Consider the following 18,858-nt stretch of genomic DNA (forward strand, 5'->3'; position numbering starts at 1 on the left):
TTCGGACGAGGTCGGAGTGGTGGAGCCGCTGACCCAAGGTGGTAGTAGGTAAGCGATGGGGTGACGCAGGAAGGTAGTCCAGCCCGGGCGGTGGTTGTCCCGGGGTAAGGGTGTAGGCCGTGTGATAGGCAAATCCGTCACACATTAAGGCTGAGACCTGATGCCGAGCCGATTGTGGTGAAGTGGATGATCCTATGCTGTCGAGAAAAGCCTCTAGCGAGTTTCATGGCGGCCCGTACCCTAAACCGACTCAGGTGGTCAGGTAGAGAATACCGAGGCGTTCGGGTGAACTATGGTTAAGGAACTCGGCAAAATGCCCCCGTAACTTCGGGAGAAGGGGGGCCATTCCTGGTGATGAGTTTTGCACTCTGAGCTGGGGGTGGCCGCAGAGACCAGCGAGAAGCGACTGTTTACTAAAAACACAGGTCCGTGCGAAGCCGTAAGGCGATGTATACGGACTGACGCCTGCCCGGTGCTGGAACGTTAAGGGGACCGGTTAGCTTGGATTCGTCCGGGCGAAGCTGAGAACTTAAGCGCCAGTAAACGGCGGTGGTAACTATAACCATCCTAAGGTAGCGAAATTCCTTGTCGGGTAAGTTCCGACCTGCACGAATGGCGTAACGACTTCTCGACTGTCTCAACCATAGGCCCGGTGAAATTGCACTACGAGTAAAGATGCTCGTTTCGCGCAGCAGGACGGAAAGACCCCGGGACCTTTACTACAGTTTGATATTGGTGTTCGGTTCGGCTTGTGTAGGATAGGTGGGAGACTTTGAAGCGGCCACGCCAGTGGTTGTGGAGTCGTCGTTGAAATACCACTCTGGTCGTGCTGGATGTCTAACCTGGGTCCGTGATCCGGATCAGGGACAGTGTCTGATGGGTAGTTTAACTGGGGCGGTTGCCTCCCAAAGGGTAACGGAGGCGCCCAAAGGTTCCCTCAGCCTGGTTGGCAATCAGGTGTTGAGTGTAAGTGCACAAGGGAGCTTGACTGTGAGACCGACGGGTCGAGCAGGGACGAAAGTCGGGACTAGTGATCCGGCGGTGGCTTGTGGAAGCGCCGTCGCTCAACGGATAAAAGGTACCCCGGGGATAACAGGCTGATCTTCCCCAAGAGTCCATATCGACGGGATGGTTTGGCACCTCGATGTCGGCTCGTCGCATCCTGGGGCTGGAGTCGGTCCCAAGGGTTGGGCTGTTCGCCCATTAAAGCGGTACGCGAGCTGGGTTTAGAACGTCGTGAGACAGTTCGGTCCCTATCCGCTGTGCGCGTAGGAGTCTTGAGAAGGGCTGTCCCTAGTACGAGAGGACCGGGACGGACGAACCTCTGGTGTGCCAGTTGTCCTGCCAAGGGCATGGCTGGTTGGCTACGTTCGGAAAGGATAACCGCTGAAAGCATCTAAGCGGGAAGCCTGCTTCGAGATGAGGACTCCCACCTCCTTGAGAGGGTAAGGCTCCCAGTAGACGACTGGGTTGATAGGCCGGATATGGAAGCCAGGTAACTGGTGGAGTTGACCGGTACTAATAGGCCGAGGGCTTGTCCTCAGTTGCTCGCGTCCACTGTGTTAGTTCTGAAGTAACGAACTCGCCTTTGCCGGCTGGTAGTTCGACATCTTCATAGTGTTTCGGTGGTCATAGCGTTAGGGAAACGCCCGGTTACATTCCGAACCCGGAAGCTAAGCCTTTCAGCGCCGATGGTACTGCAGGGGGGACCCTGTGGGAGAGTAGGACGCCGCCGAACAATCATTGTGGGGAAGCCCCGGAACCTTGTTCCGGGGCTTTTCTGCGTTCACCGCCGAATCCCGCGCATCCCGGACGGACACATCCCCGACGTACGCATCCCGGACGACCCCGCACGCGTCGGCGTACGGATCACGCTCGAACGGGCGTCGCATAGGCTCGGGCCCATGCGCTACGACCTCGTCATCTTCGACAACGACGGCGTGCTCGTCGACAGCGAGCCGATCGCCAATGTCGTCCTCGCCGGCTATCTCACCGAGCTCGGACACCCCACCACCTACGAGGACTCGCTGCGCGACTACATGGGCGCCGCCGTCCACCGTGTGCACGACCTGGTGCGGGAGCGCACCGGGCAGGCGCTGCCGGGGGACTTCGACGCCACACTCCACGCGCGCACCTTCGCCGCGTTCGAGCGGGAACTGACCGTCGTCGACGGCGTCGTCGACGTGCTGGGAGCGCTCCGGGACGGCGGCATCCCGTACTGCGTGGCCTCCTCCGGCAGCCACGAGCGCATCAGGTTCGGACACCGCAGGACCGGCCTGGACCGCTGGTTCGACGACTCCGTCGTGTTCAGCGCCGAGGACGTGGGGCGGGGCAAGCCCGATCCCGCCCTGTTCCTGCACGCCGCGCGGACGATGGGCGCCGAGCCCGGACGGTGCGTCGTCGTCGAGGACAGCCGGCTCGGGGTGGCCGCCGCCCTGGCCGCCGGTATGGACGTGTACGGATTCACGGCGATGACCTCCGCACAGGTCCTGGCCGGCACCAAGGGCTGCTTCGGGGACATGAAGGACCTCCTCGCACTGCTCGTGTGATCCGTCTACTGCCCGGTAGACCGCGGGCCTACGCTGTGCGGCCATGACAGATGCGCGGTTGCGCCACGGGCGGGCCTCCCTGGCGTTCAGCTTCTTCGCGCAGGGCGTCGCGTTCGCCCTGCTGGTGACCCGGATACCGGCCGTGCAGGAGCGGTACGGGATATCCGACGGCCTCCTCCCGGTGTTCCTCGCGGCCGTGCCCGTCCTCGCCGGAGTCGGCAGCGTGCTGACCGGACGGGCCGTGCGGCGGATCGCGCCGAGCGCCGTACTGCGCTGGTCCCAGCCGGTGGTCCTGCTCTCCCTCCTCGGCGTGGCCGGCGGACGGGACGTCTGGCACGTGGCCGTCGCACTGGGCGTGTTCGGGCTCGCGGTCGGAGCGCTCGACGCCTCCATGAACATGCTGGGCGTCAGCCTCCAGCGGGAGTACGGGCGGAGCATCATGCTCGGCTTCCACGCCGCCTACAGCCTCGGCGGGATCACCGGTGCCACCCTGGCGTGGGCCGGGGCCCACCAGGACCTGGCCCTCCTCACCTCGTACCTGCCGGTGGTCCTGCTGCTCGTGTCGGCCGCCCTGGTCGCGAGCCGGTGGTACGCGGACCGGACGGGCGGCGAGCCGGAGGGCCCGGACGAGGCCGGAAGCGGCGGTACGGGGGTGCCGTTCGGGGTGCTGATGCCGCTGTGCCTGGTGATGGCCTTCGCGTACATCGGGGACTCCACCGTCTCCAACTGGAGCGCGAAGTACCTGGAGGACGTGCTCGGCGGCTCGGAGGAGCTGGCGACGGTGCCCTACAACGCGTACATGGTGACCACCCTCATCGGGCGGACCGTCGGCGACCTGGGCGTGCGGCGGTTCGGCGCGGTGGCGGTGGTCCGGTGCGGGACCCTGCTCGCGGCCGCCGGCTTCGCCGTGGTGGCGACGGCACCGGGGCCGTGGGCGGGCATCGGGGGCTTCACCCTGCTCGGGCTCGGGCTGTGCGTCGTCGTGCCGCAGACCTTCGCCGCGGCAGGCCGCCTCGCCCCGGGGCGGAGCGACGCCGCGGTGGCACGGCTGAACGTCTTCAACTACGTGGGCTTCCTCGTCGGCTCGCCCCTGGTGGGCGCGCTCGGAGACGCGTGGAGCTACCGGGGGGCGATGCTGGTGCCGATGGTCCTGGTGCTCGCGACGCTCGGGTACGCCCGTTCGTTCGGATCGGACGACGCCCGATACGGTGGCGGGCATGAGCGGCCGCGGGTTGTTGATGTGGGACGAGGCGGTAACGAAGTATGACTTCGGGGACAGCCATCCGATGGATCCGGTGCGGCTCGCACTGACCATGGGTCTGGTGCGGGCTTACGGGCTCGACCGTGCCGTGGACGTGGTGGCGGCGAAGCCCGCGGGGGATTCGACGCTCCGGCTCGTGCACCGGGCCGACTACGTCGCGGCGGTCCGCGCGGCCTCCGGCGACCCGCACGGGGCCGACCAGTCGTACGGGCTCGGCACGGTCGACGACCCCGCCTTCGCCGGGATGCACGAGGCGTCGGCGCTGATCGCCGGACAGTCCGTGGGCGCGGCCGAGGCCGTCTGGCGCGGTGAGGCGGGGCACGCGGTGAACTTCGCCGGCGGCCTCCACCACGCGATGCCGGGAGCCGCGTCCGGCTTCTGCATCTACAACGACGCCTCGCTGGCCATCGCCCGGCTCCTCGAACTGGGCGCGGAGCGGGTCGCGTACGTGGACGTCGACGTGCACCACGGGGACGGCGTGCAGGCCGCGTTCTGGGACGACCCCCGGGTGCTGACGATCTCGCTCCACGAACATCCGCGGACCCTGTTCCCGCAGACCGGCTGGCCCGAGGAGACCGGTGGCGGCGGCGCGGCCGAGGGCTCGGCCGTCAATCTGGCGCTGCCCGCGGGAACCGGTGACGAGGGATGGCTGCGGGCGTTCCACGCGGTGGTCCCCGAACTGCTGGCGGACTTCAGGCCGCAGGTGCTCGTCACCCAGCACGGCGCCGACACCCACTTCGAGGACCCGCTGGCACATCTGGCGGTGTCGCTCGACGCACAGCGCGCGGTGCAGGAGGCGTGCCACGACCTCGCCCACTCCTGTGCGGACGGGAAGTGGATCGCGCTCGGCGGGGGCGGTTACGAGATCGTGGACGTGGTGCCGCGGTCGTGGACCCACCTGGTGGGGATCGCCGCGCACCAGCCGGTGGAGCCGGAGTCGGTGATCCCGCCGGAGTGGCGGGACGAGGTGTACGCGCGGACGCGGCGACTGGCCCCCGGGCGGATGACCGACGGCCGGTGGCCGGTGCGGTGGAACGGCTGGGACCAGGGCTACGACCCGGGGGACCGGCTCGACCAGGCGATTCTGGCCACCCGGCGATCGGTGTTCCCGCTGCGCGGCCTGCTGGCCTGAGCCGGTCCCGCAACCGCCCGGTGGGACGGGTGCGGCCCGGCGGAGGGGCGCGGCCCGGACAGAGCTGGGCCGGATTACGCCAACTGTGCGTGTTTTCCCGGGTTTTCGCCCTGCGGGGCGGGTGCTGCGCCAGCATCTGAGGAGTGTGGAGCACCACTGCGCTGCGTGCGCATCTGCTGGCCTCGGGACTGGCCGGGGACGTGGCCACCTCGCGCGAGGCGAGCCTGCGGAGCTACCGCGCGTTCGCCGCGGGGGATCCGCGGGTGACGATCGGGCTCGACCCGGGGCCGGCGTGGAGCGAACGGCGGCTGATCGCGCTGATGGCGGCCAAGTGCGGGGTGTCGGCGGACCCCCGGTGCGTGCGGGGCGACGACGTGATCGACCCGGAGCTGACGCTGCGGGCGCTGTCCGCGTTCGCCGGACGGCTGGGCGAGGCGGTGCGCCGGCGGGCCCCGGTGCTGTTCGGTACGGGGCATCCGCACCGATTGCTGGGGTTCTACGCCGGTCTCGCAGACGCCGTGTCGGCGGCGGGATGTCCTGTTCTCACCCCTGCGCAGGGGCGAAGTGTCGACATAACGACCCGGTTCGGCGTACGCACGCTCACCCTCGTCTACGTCCGGGGGGTGGCTCTGCTCCGGGACGGAACCGGTGCCCGCGGCGGCGTGCACACGCATTCGCCGCTGCCCGTCCGGCTCGCGCTGGAGGCTGCGGCCGAGGCCGGCGGCCCGCTGCCGGGGCTGGTCGTCGGTGATCACGGGTGGGTCTGCGGGGCAGGTCAGCTGGGCATCGAGGCCATCGGGCTGGCCGATACGGACGATCCGGCGCTCTTCGTCGGGGAGGCGGAGGGCAGGGTGTCGGTCGCCGTGCCGCTCGACGACGCCGTCCGGGCGGGCTCGTATCTGCCGCTCACGCGCTATGTGCTCAATCGGGCCCGTCTGTCACAGTAGGAGACCGATTGCAGCTCCTCTTCCCCACTCGTATCACCCGCCCCTAGTCTGGGCAGTGAGCGCACAGCGACGAAGAGTCACCGGAGGGGAAGCCGGTGCGCGTCGGGTGCGGAAGGTACAGGTGGGTCATGACAGCTGGCAGCGAAAGGCCTCTCAACGAGGTCAAGTTCCTTACCGTGGCGGAAGTCGCCTCGGTGATGAGGGTGTCGAAGATGACGGTGTACCGCCTGGTGCACAGCGGTCATCTGCCGGCGATTCGGGTGGGGAGGTCCTTCCGGGTACCGGAGCAGGCGGTGCACGAGTATCTCCGCGAATCCTTCGTGGGGGTGGAATCGGCGTGACGGGGGGCGGGCGATCGCCCTCGGATTACGTCCCTCACTCGGCGGCAGGTAGGCTAGGCCGACGTAGGTCGTGTGGGCCCAGACGCCCCGCACCAGTGAAGAGAAGTGAGCGAGGGTAGTCGTGGGCTCTGTTATCAAGAAGCGGCGCAAGCGGATGGCCAAGAAGAAGCACCGCAAGCTGCTCAAGCGCACGCGCGTTCAGCGTCGCAACAAGAAGTAAGCGGCGCTGTCCGTCTCTCGGCCCTCCCACCGTCCGGTGGGAGGGCCGAGGTGCGTTCGGGGCGCGGTGAGGACGCCGCGGGGGCGCGAATCGAAAGGTCCTGGCAAAAGTGCGCCGTGCGGTCATCACAGTGCAACAACGACGCGCTACGGTGACGCCAGGACCTAGGGAAGGCGCTGATCTTGGGCAAGGTCGTGCTCGTCACCGGGGTCGCCCGACAGCTCGGCGGCCGTCTCGTGCGCCGCATCGGGCGCGATCCCGAGGTGGACCGGGTGATCGCGGTGGACGCCCAGACGCCCGGACACCAACTGGGCGGCGCGGAGTTCGTCCGTGCCGACATCCGCCAGCCGGCCATCGCGCGCGTGCTCGCCGAACACGCCGTGGACACCGTCGTGCACCTGGACGTCACCGGTACGCCGCTGGGTGCCGGCGGGCGCACGTCGGTCAAGGAGACCAACGTCATCGGCACCATGCAGCTGCTGGGTGCCTGCCAGAAGTCCCCGACCGTCCGGCGGCTGGTGGTGAAGTCCAGCACGAGCGTGTACGGCTCCGCGCCCCGGGACCCCGCGGTCTTCCTGGAGACGACCCCGCCCAAGTCGCTGCCGAGCGGCGGGTTCGCCAAGGACGCCGTCGAGGTCGAGGGCTATGTGCGCGGTTTCGCCCGGCGCCGGCCGGACGTGGCCGTGTGCGTGCTGCGGTTCGCGAACATCCTGGGCCCGTGCGCGGATTCCCCGCTCGCGGAGTTCTTCTCGCTGCCGGTGATGCCGACGGTCCTCGGCTACGATCCGCGCCTCCAGTTCGTCCACGAGGACGACGTGGTCGACGTCCTCGGGATCGCGCTGCACGAGCCGCGCCGGGGCACCCTGAACAGCGGCACGTTCAACATCGCGGGCGACGGCGTGCTCACCCTCGCCCAGTGCTCGCGCCGGCTCGGGCGGCCGACGGTCCCGGTGCTGCTCCCGGCGGTGACGTGGATCGGTTCGGCGCTGCGGACGGTCGGGGTGACCGACTTCTCGCCGGAGCAGATCCGGCTGCTCACCCACGGCAGGGTGGTCAGCACCGTGCAGATGCGCGAGACACTGGGGTTCACCCCGCGGTACACGACGGCGGAGACGTTCGCGGACTTCGCCCGCAGCAAGGGGCCGGGGCTGCTGCCGCCCCAGGCCCTGGTGAAGGCGGTCGACCAGGTGGCGGCGGCACTGCCCTCCGGGCGGGGCGCGCGGCCGGCCGGCCGTACGCCCGGCCGCAGTGGATGAGCGGCGGCGCACAGCGCCCGAGCGGCGCGGACAGGCCCGGGGAGCACCCGGGCGGGGCCCGACAAGGAGCACAGCGGACGATGGCGGACGCCAAGGTCATTCCGTTCGACGACGACCGTTCGCGCGGTGGCGCGCAGCGCCCCGCTCGGCGGCGGCCCGCCGGGGCCGGCCGCAGGAAGCCCGAGGCGGCCCCCGCGGGCGAGTCGGCGGGCGGCGGCGAGCAGCCGGCCGGCGCCGGGGCGGCACGGCTGCCCCACGGGCGCGGTGCGGGGCCCCGGGAGAGTGTGGTGAGCGCGCTGCCCGGGCAGCCGGCCGGGGACGACGGGGAGCCGGCCGCCGGGCCGTCCGGCGGACCGGTGCCGTCGGAGGGCGGGGGCTGGGAGCGGCGGATCGCGGGAGGGCTGGCGTTCCTGCGCAAGCGGCTGACCGGTGACTACGAGGTGGACGAGTTCGGCTTCGACGAGGAGCTCACCGACCAGGTCCTGATGTCGCTGCTCCGCCCGATGTACGAGAACTACTTCCGCGTCGAGGTGAAGGGCATCGAGAACATCCCGTCCGAGGGCGGGGCGCTGGTGGTGGCCAACCACTCCGGGACGCTGCCGCTGGACGGACTGATGCTCCAGGTGGCCGTCCACGACAACCACCCGGCGGGGCGGCATCTGCGGCTGCTCGCCGCCGACCTGGTGTTCATGCTGCCGGTCGTCAACGAGCTGGCCCGCAAGGCGGGGCACACCCTGGCGTGCGCGGAGGACGCGGAGCGGCTCCTCACGCGCGGCGAGGTGGTCGGGGTGATGCCGGAGGGCTTCAAGGGCATCGGGAAGCCCTTCTCCGACCGCTACAAGCTCCAGCGGTTCGGCCGGGGCGGGTTCGTGTCGACGGCGATGCGGGTCGGAGCGCCGATCGTGCCGTGCTCGATCGTCGGCGCCGAGGAGATCTACCCGATGATCGGCAACGCCAAGACGCTGGCGCGGGTGCTGGGGTTCCCGTACTTCCCGATCACGCCGACGTTCCCGTGGCTGGGCCCGCTGGGCGCGGTGCCGCTGCCGACGAAGTGGACCATCCAGTTCGGGGAGCCCATCGCGACGGACGGGTATCCGCCGGAGGCGGCGGAGGACCCGATGCTGATGTTCAACCTGACCGATCAGGTGCGGGAGCAGATCCAGCACACGCTGTACAAGCTTCTGGTGCAGCGCCGTTCGGTCTTCTTCTGAGCGGTTGAGCGGTCCTTCCGCGCCGTCGTCCCGCGGGGCGCGGGCCTTCGGTGCGCGGACCTGTGGGGCGCGGGCCCCGTCCGTGCGGTGGACGACGACGAGGGGTGCTCCCACCTGACCTGTGGGAGCACCCCTCGCGTCGTACCGCGGCCGTCCGCGTCAGCCCGGTGCGGTGGGCGGGCTGTCCGTCATTCGTCCTCGGCGTCGAAGCCGAGTCCGGGGAGGATGCCCGGAAGCAGCGGCGGGATGGTGACGTCGGGGACGGGGTCCTGCGACTGCCTGCCGGACGGGGGCGGGGTGGTCTGCTGTGCGGGCGGGTCGAGGAGACCGCCGGTGTTGCCGCCGAGCAGACCGTCGTCGGCGGGGGCGGTGCTGGATCCGGACGGGCGCGGTGCCGTGTCCTGACCGGGCCGGCCGCTCTCCTGCCCGGGCCGGGAGGGCGCCGGGCTGCCGGGGTGGGTGGCGGTGCCGGATGCCTCGCCCGTGCCCGGGGCGGGCGATCCGGGGGTGTCGCCCTGCGGGGTGGGCGGGAGCAGTGCCTGGAGCGGGCCGACCTCTTCGTCTATGGCGTCGAAGGCCGAGCTGACGTCGGCGCCGACGTCGGCGAGCTGGAGGGGGAGCCGGTCGCGCAGGCCGTTCCAGGTGTCGCGGTGGGCGCGCGAGAAGGAGTCCAGGGTGGCGATCGGGCCGAGCGAGCCGTCGCGCGCGTACGCGGCGCTGAGCAGCCGGTGGCCTTCGCCGACGTCGTGCCGCATGCCGGTGAGCACCCGGCGGATCTCGCCCATGGATTCGTGGTCCAGGCTGCCCGCGCGGTCGCGCTCCATCAGGCGGCGGGCCTCGCTCAGCCGGGTGGAGGCCTGGTCGAGGTAGAGCTCGCCGCGGTCGGAGTCGCCGTCCGCGAGGACCAGCCGGAAGTCCTCCATGCCGCGCTTGAGTCCGTACAGCGAGTCACCCGGGAGGGCGTCGCCACTGGCAGCGGCCACTCCGCTGAACGCGCCCGCGGCAACGCCCACGGTCAGTCCGCCGGCCGCAAGTCCCTTGGACCACCGGGAACGCGGCCGCAACTTCCGGAGCGGGGAGGCCCGATGGGCGCCGCGGCCGTGGGTCCGCTGCTCGGGCACCGTAGGGCCCGCGGACGCACCTGTGCCGGCGGTGCCCTCCATGAGCATCGTTTCCATGGCGGCCACGAGCCGGGCGCGCTGGACCACCTTGACCTCGGGGTCCATCTCCGGTTTCGGCAGTTCGCCGAGACCGTGTGCCAGGCTGAGCAGCCGTTCCTGCCCGGTCTCCTCGACCGGGGTGTCCGGCTGTACGGCCGCCTGGTCTTCCAAGGCCTGGGCGAAGGCGCTCGCCCGCCGGTGTGCCGAAACGTTCGCGATCACTGGCGGCACCTCCTCTCGTCATGACGATCGACTCCCCTGGGGGGCTGGAGGGTTGCACGCCTTGAGCACATCCACACGAACGAGTGAGTGGCTGCGGGCATGGCGCGTCCACAGGGAGCCTGCATCCCGCACAACGAGCGGCGCGGCACTTGGGTTACGCGCGAAAGATGATCGGACCAGTGCGTCATCGGGGCGTCACCGAGGGTGAGTTGGGTCGGGGTGGGTGCGGGGGGTGGGGCCCCTGTGGGGGAGGGTGCGGCCGGGTCGCGGTGGTGCGGCCGGGGCCGCCGGGGAGGCGGGGTCTCAGCGGGCGTCTTCGGGCAGCAGCCGGGCGAGGGTGCGGACGGCGCGGTACTGCAGGGTCTTGATCGCGCCTTCGTTCTTGCCCATGGCGCGGGCGGTCTCGGCGACGGACAGCCCCTGGAGGAAGCGCAGGGTCACGCACTCCTGCTGCTGCGGGTTGAGTTTGCGCACGGCTTCGAGCAGGGCGGCGTTGGACAGGGACTCCAGGACGGAGTCCTCCGGGCTGCGCTCGACCTCGTTGGCGTCGAGCATCTCGCCGGTGGTCACCTCCAGGCGGAAGCGGCTCGACTTGAAGTGGTCGGCGACGAGGTTGCGCGCGATCGTCACCAGCCAGGCGCCGAAGTCGCGGCCCTGCCAGGTGAAGGTGGAGATCCGCCGCAGGGCGCGCAGGAAGGTCTCGCTGGTCAGGTCCTCGGCCGTGGCCTTACCGCCGACGCGGTAGTAGATGTAGCGGTAGACGGTGTCGCTGTACTGGTCGTACAGCCTGCCGAACGCCTCGGCCTCGCCGGCCTGGGCGCGCTCGACGAGGTCCATCATGCGCGCGCTGTCGCTGTCGGCCGTGGGGCGGCGGGCGGTGGTCGAGGCGCCGGCGGTCCGGGTGCCCCGTCTGGCGACGGTGCGTGCGTCGCCTGCCCGGCGCCCGTCGGCGACCGCGGTGCGCGCCGGGCCCGACTCGATGCCGTCCGCGAGGGCGTAGCAGGGGGCGGCGGGACCGCCGCCGGCGAGGGCGGGTGTGGCGAATGCGGGGACGGCGTACGCGGCGGGGACGAGGCCGCGCAAGTGGTCGATGACCGCTGCGCGCAGCGTAGCCAGGCCCGAGGCGTCAACCCCGACGTGTGGGTACACGGGACTCCCAGAGGCAGAGCTTTCATCACGTGCAGTGCGGGACCGTTCACCCGTCGTGATGACTGGTGGGGTCCGTCATGCGTCTGAGGAGAATAACGCTTCGTACAGGCAGTGCTACACCCAGTTGCTCAAATCGCCGTTTGAGACGGTTCTGTGGTGAGTTGATGACGCATCAAGTCGCACATCGTGAGCAGTTGTTGATCGCTTTACGTCGTGATCTGTCCTTATGGAGGGTGATCCCCGGCCCGTCGGTCACAATGCAACCGGTCGGGGCGTCAAGGCGCGTACGGACGATCGTTTTTTCGCGACACGCCCGCTGCCGTGCCGGATTCCGCAGGGCGGGCCCGGTGCGGCGACAGCCCTGCGGGAGGAAGCGGGGTGCGGGGGCGCGCGGGGGCGTGAACGGGCATGAGGACGCGCTCGGAGCGGGCTGGGGGCCGTGGCCCCGCGCCGTCGGCGTCAGCGGCGGCGGCGGTGGAGGGCGACGGCCGCGGCGGTGCCGCCGGCGAGGGCGCCGACGCCCGCGGCCGCGGGGATGCCGACCTTGGCGGCCTTGCGGCCGGTCCGGTAGTCGCGCAGCCGCCAGTCGCGCGCGCGGGCGTGCTTGCGCAGCTTGCTGTCCGGGTTGATCGCGTACGGGTGGCCGACCAGGGACAGCATCGGGATGTCGTTGTGGCTGTCGCTGTACGCGGCGCAGCGCTCGAGTTCGAGTCCCTCGGCGGAGGCCAGGGCGCGTACCGCCTCCGCCTTCGCCGGGCCGTGCAGCGGCTCCCCGACGAGTTTGCCGGTGTACACGCCGTCGACCGACTCCGCGACGGTGCCCAGCGCCCCGGTCAGCCCGAGCCGGCCGGCGATGATCGTGGCGGTCTCGACCGGGGCCGCGGTCACCAGCCAGACCTTCTGGCCCGCGTCCAGGTGCGCCTGGGCCAGCGCGCGGGTGCCGGGCCAGATGCGGTCGGCCATGTACTCGTCGTAGATCTCCTCGCCGATGGTCATCAGCTCGGAGACGCGGTGGCCCTTCACGATCGACAGGGCGCTCTCGCGGGCGTCCTGCATGTGCTCGGGGTCCTCGACGCCGGCCAGCCGGAACCATGCCTGCTGCCAGGCGAACCGGGCGAGTTCGCTGCGGTGGAAGAACTTGCGCTTGTACAGCCCGCGGCCGAGGTGGAAGATCGCCGCGCCCTGCATCACGGTGTTGTCGAGGTCGAAGAAGGCGGCGGCGTGCACGTCGCCGGCGACGGGGAAGACCGGCTCGGCGGGCGGCGCCTGCTCGCCCTCCAGCTCCTGGAGCGCCTCGATGGTCTGCGAGGACTTGCGGGCTGCCTCGGCTGCGGCCTCGCCTGCCAGCACGCTGCGTGCCGTGGCGGAGCGCCTTCGGGGGGTGAGCCATCCCAGTGCGGCCATGCCGTGAGCATAGCCAGTCCGCGTCACCGGTCCCGACCCGGCGGGATGCGGCGGCGTGAACAGTCCGGGTCCGCGCTGTTAAGCGGAGCCGGTCGGCGCGGCCAGAATGGAGGGCATGAGTCCGCTGCTGCGCCGTACGAAGAAGAGGGCCGACGAGCGTGTCGTCACGCTGATCGGCAAGCCCGGCTGCCATCTGTGCGACGACGCGCGCGAGGCCGTGCGCGCGGTGTGCGCCGAGACCGGGGCCGCGTTCGAGGAGAAGGACATCACCCGGGACGAGGAACTCCACCGCGCCTACTGGGAGCAGATCCCGGTGGTCCTGGTCGACGGCGAGCAGCACACGTTCTGGCGGGTCGACCCGGCGCGGCTGCGCCGGGCGCTGCGGGACTGAGGAAAGCGCGAGGGGGCGGGAATCCCGGGGGCTCCGGGCCCTGTCCCCGCGCCGGGTGCACAGGGCACAGTGGTGTCGCCAAGCGGTCTCGGGGGGCGTCGTCGCGAGGAGTGTGCACACCTTTGTCCCCTTCGAGCACCGAACGGCCCCGGACCGTGCGCGGTTCCAGGATCGGGCCCCCTGATCGCGTGACCCCCATCACTTTGCACGGACAAAGCGGACACAATCTTTGTGCACGCGTTCACAAAGACATAGCCTGCATTCGACGGGGCGGTCTTGGGACACACGGCCGCCTGCAGCCTCGCTCATCCCCCAGGAGCATCGTGGCAACTGGCCGAAATCACCGACCGGCGACCCGTAGCCGAGGAATCCCCGAGGCCACCGTCGCCCGGCTCCCGCTGTACCTCCGCGCGCTGACGGCGCTGTCGGAGCGGTCCGTGCCCACGGTGTCGTCCGAGGAGCTCGCGGCCGCGGCGGGCGTCAACTCCGCGAAGCTGCGCAAGGACTTCTCCTACCTCGGCTCCTACGGGACCCGCGGTGTCGGCTACGACGTCGAGTACCTCGTCTACCAGATCTCCCGTGAGCTGGGGCTCACCCAGGACTGGCCGGTCGTCATCGTCGGCATCGGAAACCTCGGCGCCGCGCTCGCCAACTACGGCGGGTTCGCCTCCCGCGGCTTCCGCGTCGCCGCGCTGATCGACGCCGACCCGTCCATGGCGGGCAAGCCCGTCGCGGGCATCCCCGTCCAGCACACGGACGAGCTGGAGAAGATCATCAGCGACAACGGCGTGTCGATCGGCGTGATCTCGACCCCCGCCGGGGCCGCCCAGCAGGTCTGCGAGCGTCTGATCGCGGCCGGTGTCACCTCCATCCTCAACTTCGCCCCGACCGTGCTGTCCGTGCCGGACGGCGTCGACGTGCGCAAGGTCGACCTCTCGATCGAGCTGCAGATCCTCGCCTTCCACGAGCAGCGGAAGGCCGGCGAGGAGGCCGAGTCCTCGACGCGGAAGGGACCTGACGGGGACATGCCCGCCGTGATGCCGGCATGAGTCTCCTGGTGGTCGGACTGAGTCACCGCAGCGCTCCGGTGAGCGTTCTGGAGCGTGCCTCGCTCTCCCCTGACGCGCAGGTCAAGCTGTTGCACGACACCCTGGCCGCGGAGCCCGCGACCGAGGGCGCCGTCCTCGCGACGTGCAACCGCATCGAGCTGTACGCGGACGTCGACAAGTTCCACGCCGGCGTCGCCGAGCTCTCCACGCTGCTCGCCCAGCACAGCGGCGTCGGCCTGGAGGAGCTCACCCCTTATCTGTACGTGCACTACGAGGACCGGGCCGTGCACCACCTGTTCTCGGTGGCGTGCGGACTGGACTCGATGGTCGTCGGCGAGGGACAGATCCTCGGCCAGATCAAGGACGCCCTCGCCCGCGGGCAGGAACTCCACACCGCGGGACGGCTGATCAACGACCTGTTCCAGCAGGCGCTGCGGGTCGGCAAGCGCGCGCACAGCGAGACCGGCATCGACCGTGCCGGGCAGTCGCTCGTCACCTTCGGCCTCGAACAGCTCGCCGCGGGCGGGTCCGTCGACGCCTGGGCGGCCGACAAGCGGGCGCTGGTCATCGGCGCCGGCTCGATGTCGTCGCTCGCCGCGACCACGCTGGCCCGGCTCGGCGTACGCGAACTCGTGATCGCCAACCGGACCCAGGAGCGCGCCGAGCGACTGGCCGCCGCCCTGTCCGACGCCGGCGCGCGCGCCGTGGCCGTGCCGATGTCGTCGGTGGCGGACGAACTGACACGTGCCGACGTGGCCGTGTCCTGCACCGGGGCGACCGGTCTCGTCCTCACCGCCGAGGCCGTCGCCGCCGCCGTGGCCCAGCACGTCGAACCCGCCGCCGGAACCGGCGCCGACCTGCGCGCCCCCGAGGGCAGCCTGGTGGCCCGCCTCGCGGCGGCCGCCGCCCGCCACGGACGGGTGGCCGAACTGCCCGCCGCCGCCGAACCGCTGGACGACACCGAGGCCGCCCGGTCCGCCCGTGCCGCGATCACCGGCGTGACCGGCGGCATGGACGTTGCCCCAGGCTCCGAATGCCCGGTCGGCCTCGACGACACGCCCGCCGGCTCCCTCACCCAGCACGGCGCCTGGGCCGCGAGCACCCCCCGCGTCCCGCACCCCGCCGGCCGCCCGGCGCCCGCCGCCGGCGACACCCGGCCGGTGCGGCTCGCGCTGCTCGACCTCGCCATGCCGCGCGACGTCGACGCCGCCGTGCACCGGCTCAGCGGTGTCCGCCTCGTCGACATCGAGTCCCTCGCGGACGCCTCCGCCGACGCGCCCATGGCCGCCGACGTCGACCAGGTGCGCACCCTCGTCTCCGACGAGGTGGCCGCCTTCGGCGCCGCCCAGCGCGCCGCCCACATCACCCCGACCGTCGTCGCGCTGCGGACCATGGCGGCCGACGTGGTGGCCGGCGAGCTGGCCCGCCTCGACGGGCGGCTCACCGGGCTCGACGAGAAGCAGCGCGCCGAGATCACCCAGACCGTGCGCCGCGTGGTGGACAAGCTCCTCCACGCGCCCACGGTGCGGGTCAAGCAGCTCGCCGGGGAACCCGGCGGCGCCGGGTACGCGGACGCGCTGCGGACCCTGTTCGACCTCGACCCGGAGACGGTCGCCTCCGTCAGCCGGGCCGATCTGAATGACGCAGACGTCAAGAACCGAGGGCGAGTATGACCGAGAGGGCACTGAGGCTCGGGACCAGGCGCAGCAAGCTCGCCATGGCCCAGTCCGGGCACGTGGCCGAGGCGGTGCGCCGCGCCACCGGCCGGGACGTCGAGCTCGTCGAGATCACGACGTACGGGGACACCTCCCGTGAACACCTGTCGCAGATCGGCGGCACCGGGGTGTTCGTCGCGGCGCTGCGCGACGCGCTGCTGAACGGGGAGGTGGACTTCGCGGTCCACTCCCTCAAGGACCTGCCCACCGCGGAGCACGAGGGCCTCACGGTCGCCGCCGTGCCCCCGCGGGTGGACCCGCGGGACGCGCTCGTCGCCCGCGACGGACTGACCCTCGACCGGCTGCCCGACGGCGCCCGCGTCGGCACCGGTTCGCCGCGCCGCATGGCGCAGCTCAACGCGTACGCCCGCTCGCACGGGCTGCGCATCGAGACGGTGCCGATCCGCGGCAACGTCGACACCCGGATCGGATACGTACGGAGCGGGGAGCTCGACGCCGTCGTGCTGGCCGCGGCCGGACTCCACCGCATCGGCAGGACCGACGAGGTCACCGACTTCCTGTCGGTCGACTTCGTCCTGCCCGCCCCCGGCCAGGGGGCCCTGGCGATCGAGTGTCCCGCGTCCGACGCGGCGCTCGTCGCCGCGCTCGCCGAGCTCGACGATCCGCACACGCGGGTCGCCGTGACCGCCGAGCGCTCCCTGCTCGCCGCCCTGGAGGCCGGCTGCTCCGCACCTGTGGGTGCGCTGGCCGACCTGCCGGCCGACGGCCAGGATGCCACCGAAATGCGCCTGCGGGGCGTCGTCGGCACGACCGACGGCTCCGCGCTGGTGCAGCTGTCCACCACCGGTCCCGTACCCACGTCGCACGGCGACGCACTCGCGCTCGGTCGCGAACTCGCGTCCGAGATGCTCGCCAAGGGTGCGGCCGGTCTTATGGGGGAGCGAGCACTTTGAGCCCCACCACCTCGAACCATCCGGCCCTCCCGGCACACGGGCACGTCACCTTCCTGGGCGCCGGTCCCGGCGACCCCGGTCTGCTGACCCTGCGCGCCGTGGAGGCCCTCTCCGGCGCGGACGTCCTGGTCGCCGAACCCGCTGTGCTGGAGGTCGTCCGCGCTCATGCCCGGGCGGGCGTAAGCACGCCTGAGCTGACGGTGGTTGACGACGCGTCAGTGTCCGCCGGCATCCCCGTTCTCAGGGACGCGGCCAATCTTGTCATGGAGGCCGCACGGGGCGGCAAGCGGGTCGTGCGTGCCGTCACGGGGGACCCGGGCCTGGACACGGACACGGGGCGGGAGATGCTCGCCTGCGCCGCCGCGGGCATCCCCTTCGAGGTCGTGCCGGGTGTCGCGACCGCCGTCGGCGTGCCCGCGTACGCCGGTGTCCCGCTGCGGGACGCGGAGGGCGCCGACGTCCGGTTCGTCGACGCCCGCACGGCGTCCGACCGCTGCTGGACCGAGGTCGGGGCGAGCGACGGCACCGCCGTCGTCTCCACCACGCTCGACTCGGTCGCCGCGGCGGCGGGCGAGATGGTGGCGGCCGGCCGCAAGCCGGACACCCCGCTGACGGTCACGATCGCCGGCACCACCACCCGCCAGCGGACCTGGACGGCGACGCTCGGGACCATCGCGCAGACCCTGAAGCAGGCGAAGGTGCTGCCCTCGCCGGAAGGGCACCAGCCGGTCATAGCCGTCGTCGGCGAACGCAGCGCCGCGGCCCAGCGCGACCAGCTCGCCTGGTTCGAGTCCAAGCCGCTCTTCGGCTGGAAGGTGCTGGTGCCGCGCACCAAGGAGCAGGCGGCCTCGCTCTCCGACCAGCTGCGTTCCTACGGCGCGGTCCCGCACGAGGTCCCGACCATCGCGGTCGAGCCCCCGCGCACGCCCCAGCAGATGGAGCGCGCCGTCAAGGGCCTGGTCACCGGCCGCTACGAGTGGATCGCGTTCACCTCGGTCAACGCCGTCAAGGCGGTGCGGGAGAAGTTCGAGGAGTACGGGCTCGACGCGCGCGCCTTCGCCGGCATCAAGGTGGCGGCGGTCGGCGAGCAGACGGCGGCGGCGCTGGTCGACTTCGGCGTCAAGCCGGACCTGGTCCCGAGCGGCGAGCAGTCCGCGGCCGGGCTCTTGGAGGACTGGCCGCCCTACGACCCGGTCTTCGACCCGATCGACCGCGTCTTCCTGCCGCGTGCCGACATCGCGACCGAGACGCTGGTCGCCGGACTGATCGAACTCGGGTGGGAGGTCGACGACGTCACCGCCTACCGGACCGTCCGCGCCTCGCCGCCGCCGGCCGAGACCCGCGAGGCGATCAAGGGCGGCGGGTTCGACGCGGTGCTCTTCACCTCCTCGTCGACCGTGCGGAACCTCGTCGGCATCGCCGGCAAGCCGCACAACGTGACCGTGATCGCGTGCATCGGCCCGGCGACCGCGAAGACGGCGGAGGAGCACGGCCTGCGGGTCGACGTCCTGTCGCCGGAGCCGTCGGTGCACCGCCTCGCCGAGGCCCTGGCGGAGTTCGGCGCCGCACGCCGCGCCGCGGCCGTGGAGGCCGGCGAGCACGTGACCCGGCCGTCGGAGCGGCGTCCGGGTGGGCGGAGGCGTCGCACGACGACGTGACGGCCGAGGGCTGTACGGGTGTGACCGGCGTGGCCGGGCGGGAGGAGCCTCCCGCCCGGCCACGCGGGCGTTCCGGGGATGCGCGCTGCGCGCCTGCTGCTCCGGTAGGGGCGTGCACCCCTGCCGGTCGCGGCTCGGGGCGGCGGCGGCTCCGGTGTGGGCGGGCGGGGTGCGCCGGCGGGTGTGGCGGGACGGGTGCGCCGGGGGGTGGCGCGCGGGGCGGGTGTGCCGGGGGTGGCCCCGGCCGGGCCCGTACGCGCGGAGCGCCGCCGGAGGCGC

General features: G+C 71.4%; 16 protein-coding genes and 2 rRNA genes (1 of these 18 only partly in view). 15 read left to right on the forward strand and 3 right to left on the reverse strand.

The genetic code is table 11. The annotated features are described in order from the left end of the window. From IAG43_RS17840 to IAG43_RS17885, 10 genes are all read left to right on the forward strand, one after another. Nucleotides 1–1,542: ribosomal RNA gene (locus IAG43_RS17840) — 23S ribosomal RNA — on the forward strand (it extends 1,584 nt beyond the left edge of the window). A 79-nt stretch (nucleotides 1,543–1,621) separates the two neighbouring features. Next, nucleotides 1,622–1,738, forward strand: a 5S ribosomal RNA gene (rrf, locus tag IAG43_RS17845). Between the two features lie 166 nt (nucleotides 1,739–1,904). Beyond that, nucleotides 1,905–2,549 carry an HAD family hydrolase gene (locus tag IAG43_RS17850; protein ID WP_187741722.1) on the forward strand — a complete coding sequence of 215 codons (645 nt, stop codon included), beginning with the start codon at nucleotides 1,905–1,907 and terminating at the stop codon, nucleotides 2,547–2,549. A gap of 43 nt (nucleotides 2,550–2,592) precedes the next feature. Continuing rightward, the gene (locus IAG43_RS17855) at nucleotides 2,593–3,816 is read left to right on the forward strand and encodes an MFS transporter (RefSeq protein ID WP_187741723.1); all 1,224 of its coding nucleotides are present in this window, start codon (nucleotides 2,593–2,595) and stop codon (nucleotides 3,814–3,816) included. Next, nucleotides 3,767–4,942: an acetoin utilization protein AcuC gene (locus IAG43_RS17860; protein ID WP_187741724.1), complete on the forward strand. Its 1,176-nt coding sequence runs from the start codon at nucleotides 3,767–3,769 to the stop codon at nucleotides 4,940–4,942. Before IAG43_RS17855 ends, IAG43_RS17860 begins: the two co-directional genes overlap by 50 nt. A 143-nt stretch (nucleotides 4,943–5,085) precedes the next feature. After that, on the forward strand, nucleotides 5,086–5,889 hold the full coding sequence (locus IAG43_RS17865; protein WP_187741725.1) for a phosphatase: 804 nt from the start codon (nucleotides 5,086–5,088) through the stop codon (nucleotides 5,887–5,889). Nucleotides 5,890–6,017: 128 nt separating this feature from the next. Further along, on the forward strand, nucleotides 6,018–6,230 hold the full coding sequence (locus IAG43_RS17870; protein ID WP_159100305.1) for a helix-turn-helix domain-containing protein: 213 nt from the start codon (nucleotides 6,018–6,020) through the stop codon (nucleotides 6,228–6,230). 121 nt (nucleotides 6,231–6,351) lie between these two features. Then, nucleotides 6,352–6,450: a 30S ribosomal protein bS22 gene (locus IAG43_RS17875; protein WP_003948845.1), complete on the forward strand. Its 99-nt coding sequence runs from the start codon at nucleotides 6,352–6,354 to the stop codon at nucleotides 6,448–6,450. Between the two features lie 182 nt (nucleotides 6,451–6,632). Next, complete coding sequence (locus tag IAG43_RS17880) at nucleotides 6,633–7,706, forward strand: NAD-dependent epimerase/dehydratase family protein (protein WP_187741726.1); 1,074 nt, start codon at nucleotides 6,633–6,635, stop codon at nucleotides 7,704–7,706. Nucleotides 7,707–7,786: 80 nt separating this feature from the next. Then, a complete protein-coding gene (locus IAG43_RS17885; protein WP_187741727.1) occupies nucleotides 7,787–8,917 on the forward strand; it encodes a lysophospholipid acyltransferase family protein in 1,131 nt (376 codons plus the stop codon). A gap of 188 nt (nucleotides 8,918–9,105) precedes the next feature. Here the strand turns inward: IAG43_RS17885 and IAG43_RS17890 are convergent, their stop codons facing one another. The 3 genes from IAG43_RS17890 to IAG43_RS17900 all read right to left on the reverse strand — a co-directional run bounded on the left by IAG43_RS17890 (nucleotide 9,106) and on the right by IAG43_RS17900 (nucleotide 12,852). Then, a complete protein-coding gene (locus IAG43_RS17890) occupies nucleotides 9,106–10,299 on the reverse strand; it encodes a DUF5667 domain-containing protein (RefSeq protein ID WP_187741728.1) in 1,194 nt (397 codons plus the stop codon). A 303-nt stretch (nucleotides 10,300–10,602) separates the two neighbouring features. Beyond that, nucleotides 10,603–11,448: an ECF subfamily RNA polymerase sigma factor, BldN family gene (locus IAG43_RS17895; protein ID WP_187741729.1), complete on the reverse strand. Its 846-nt coding sequence runs from the start codon at nucleotides 11,446–11,448 to the stop codon at nucleotides 10,603–10,605. Between the two features lie 459 nt (nucleotides 11,449–11,907). Continuing rightward, the gene (locus IAG43_RS17900; RefSeq protein WP_187741730.1) at nucleotides 11,908–12,852 is read right to left on the reverse strand and encodes an HAD family hydrolase; all 945 of its coding nucleotides are present in this window, start codon (nucleotides 12,850–12,852) and stop codon (nucleotides 11,908–11,910) included. A 115-nt stretch (nucleotides 12,853–12,967) separates the two neighbouring features. Between IAG43_RS17900 and IAG43_RS17905 the strand changes: the two genes are divergently transcribed. From IAG43_RS17905 to IAG43_RS17925, 5 genes are all read left to right on the forward strand, one after another. Next, nucleotides 12,968–13,243, forward strand: a complete 276-nt coding sequence (locus tag IAG43_RS17905; RefSeq protein ID WP_187741731.1) for a glutaredoxin family protein — start codon at nucleotides 12,968–12,970, stop codon at nucleotides 13,241–13,243. Between the two features lie 323 nt (nucleotides 13,244–13,566). Next, a complete protein-coding gene (locus IAG43_RS17910) occupies nucleotides 13,567–14,292 on the forward strand; it encodes a redox-sensing transcriptional repressor Rex (RefSeq protein WP_187741732.1) in 726 nt (241 codons plus the stop codon). Beyond that, the gene (locus IAG43_RS17915; protein WP_187741733.1) at nucleotides 14,289–15,965 is read left to right on the forward strand and encodes a glutamyl-tRNA reductase; all 1,677 of its coding nucleotides are present in this window, start codon (nucleotides 14,289–14,291) and stop codon (nucleotides 15,963–15,965) included. The genes IAG43_RS17910 and IAG43_RS17915 overlap by 4 nt, the downstream gene beginning before the upstream one ends. After that, nucleotides 15,962–16,921 carry a hydroxymethylbilane synthase gene (gene hemC, locus IAG43_RS17920; RefSeq protein WP_187741734.1) on the forward strand — a complete coding sequence of 320 codons (960 nt, stop codon included), beginning with the start codon at nucleotides 15,962–15,964 and terminating at the stop codon, nucleotides 16,919–16,921. The genes IAG43_RS17915 and hemC overlap by 4 nt, the downstream gene beginning before the upstream one ends. Next, the gene (locus IAG43_RS17925) at nucleotides 16,918–18,579 is read left to right on the forward strand and encodes a bifunctional uroporphyrinogen-III C-methyltransferase/uroporphyrinogen-III synthase (RefSeq protein ID WP_187741735.1); all 1,662 of its coding nucleotides are present in this window, start codon (nucleotides 16,918–16,920) and stop codon (nucleotides 18,577–18,579) included. Before hemC ends, IAG43_RS17925 begins: the two co-directional genes overlap by 4 nt. The last annotated feature ends 279 nt before the right edge of the window (nucleotides 18,580–18,858 follow it).

The sequence above is a fragment of the Streptomyces genisteinicus genome (assembly GCF_014489615.1).
GTDB lineage: Bacteria > Actinomycetota > Actinomycetes > Streptomycetales > Streptomycetaceae > Streptomyces > Streptomyces genisteinicus.

Excerpts from the sequence above, each read along its gene's own strand:
- IAG43_RS17850 (WP_187741722.1), top strand. The coding sequence starts at position 1,905 with ATGCGCTACGACCTCGTCATCTTCGACAACGACGGCGTGCTCGTCGAC.
- IAG43_RS17915 (WP_187741733.1), top strand. The coding sequence starts at position 14,289 with ATGAGTCTCCTGGTGGTCGGACTGAGTCACCGCAGCGCTCCGGTGAGC.
- IAG43_RS17885 (WP_187741727.1), top strand. The coding sequence starts at position 7,787 with ATGGCGGACGCCAAGGTCATTCCGTTCGACGACGACCGTTCGCGCGGT.
- IAG43_RS17900 (WP_187741730.1), bottom strand. The coding sequence starts at position 12,852 with ATGGCCGCACTGGGATGGCTCACCCCCCGAAGGCGCTCCGCCACGGCA.
- IAG43_RS17870 (WP_159100305.1), top strand. The coding sequence starts at position 6,018 with ATGACAGCTGGCAGCGAAAGGCCTCTCAACGAGGTCAAGTTCCTTACC.
- IAG43_RS17860 (WP_187741724.1), top strand. The coding sequence starts at position 3,767 with ATGAGCGGCCGCGGGTTGTTGATGTGGGACGAGGCGGTAACGAAGTAT.
- hemC (WP_187741734.1), top strand. The coding sequence starts at position 15,962 with ATGACCGAGAGGGCACTGAGGCTCGGGACCAGGCGCAGCAAGCTCGCC.
- IAG43_RS17905 (WP_187741731.1), top strand. The coding sequence starts at position 12,968 with ATGAGTCCGCTGCTGCGCCGTACGAAGAAGAGGGCCGACGAGCGTGTC.
- IAG43_RS17855 (WP_187741723.1), top strand. The coding sequence starts at position 2,593 with ATGACAGATGCGCGGTTGCGCCACGGGCGGGCCTCCCTGGCGTTCAGC.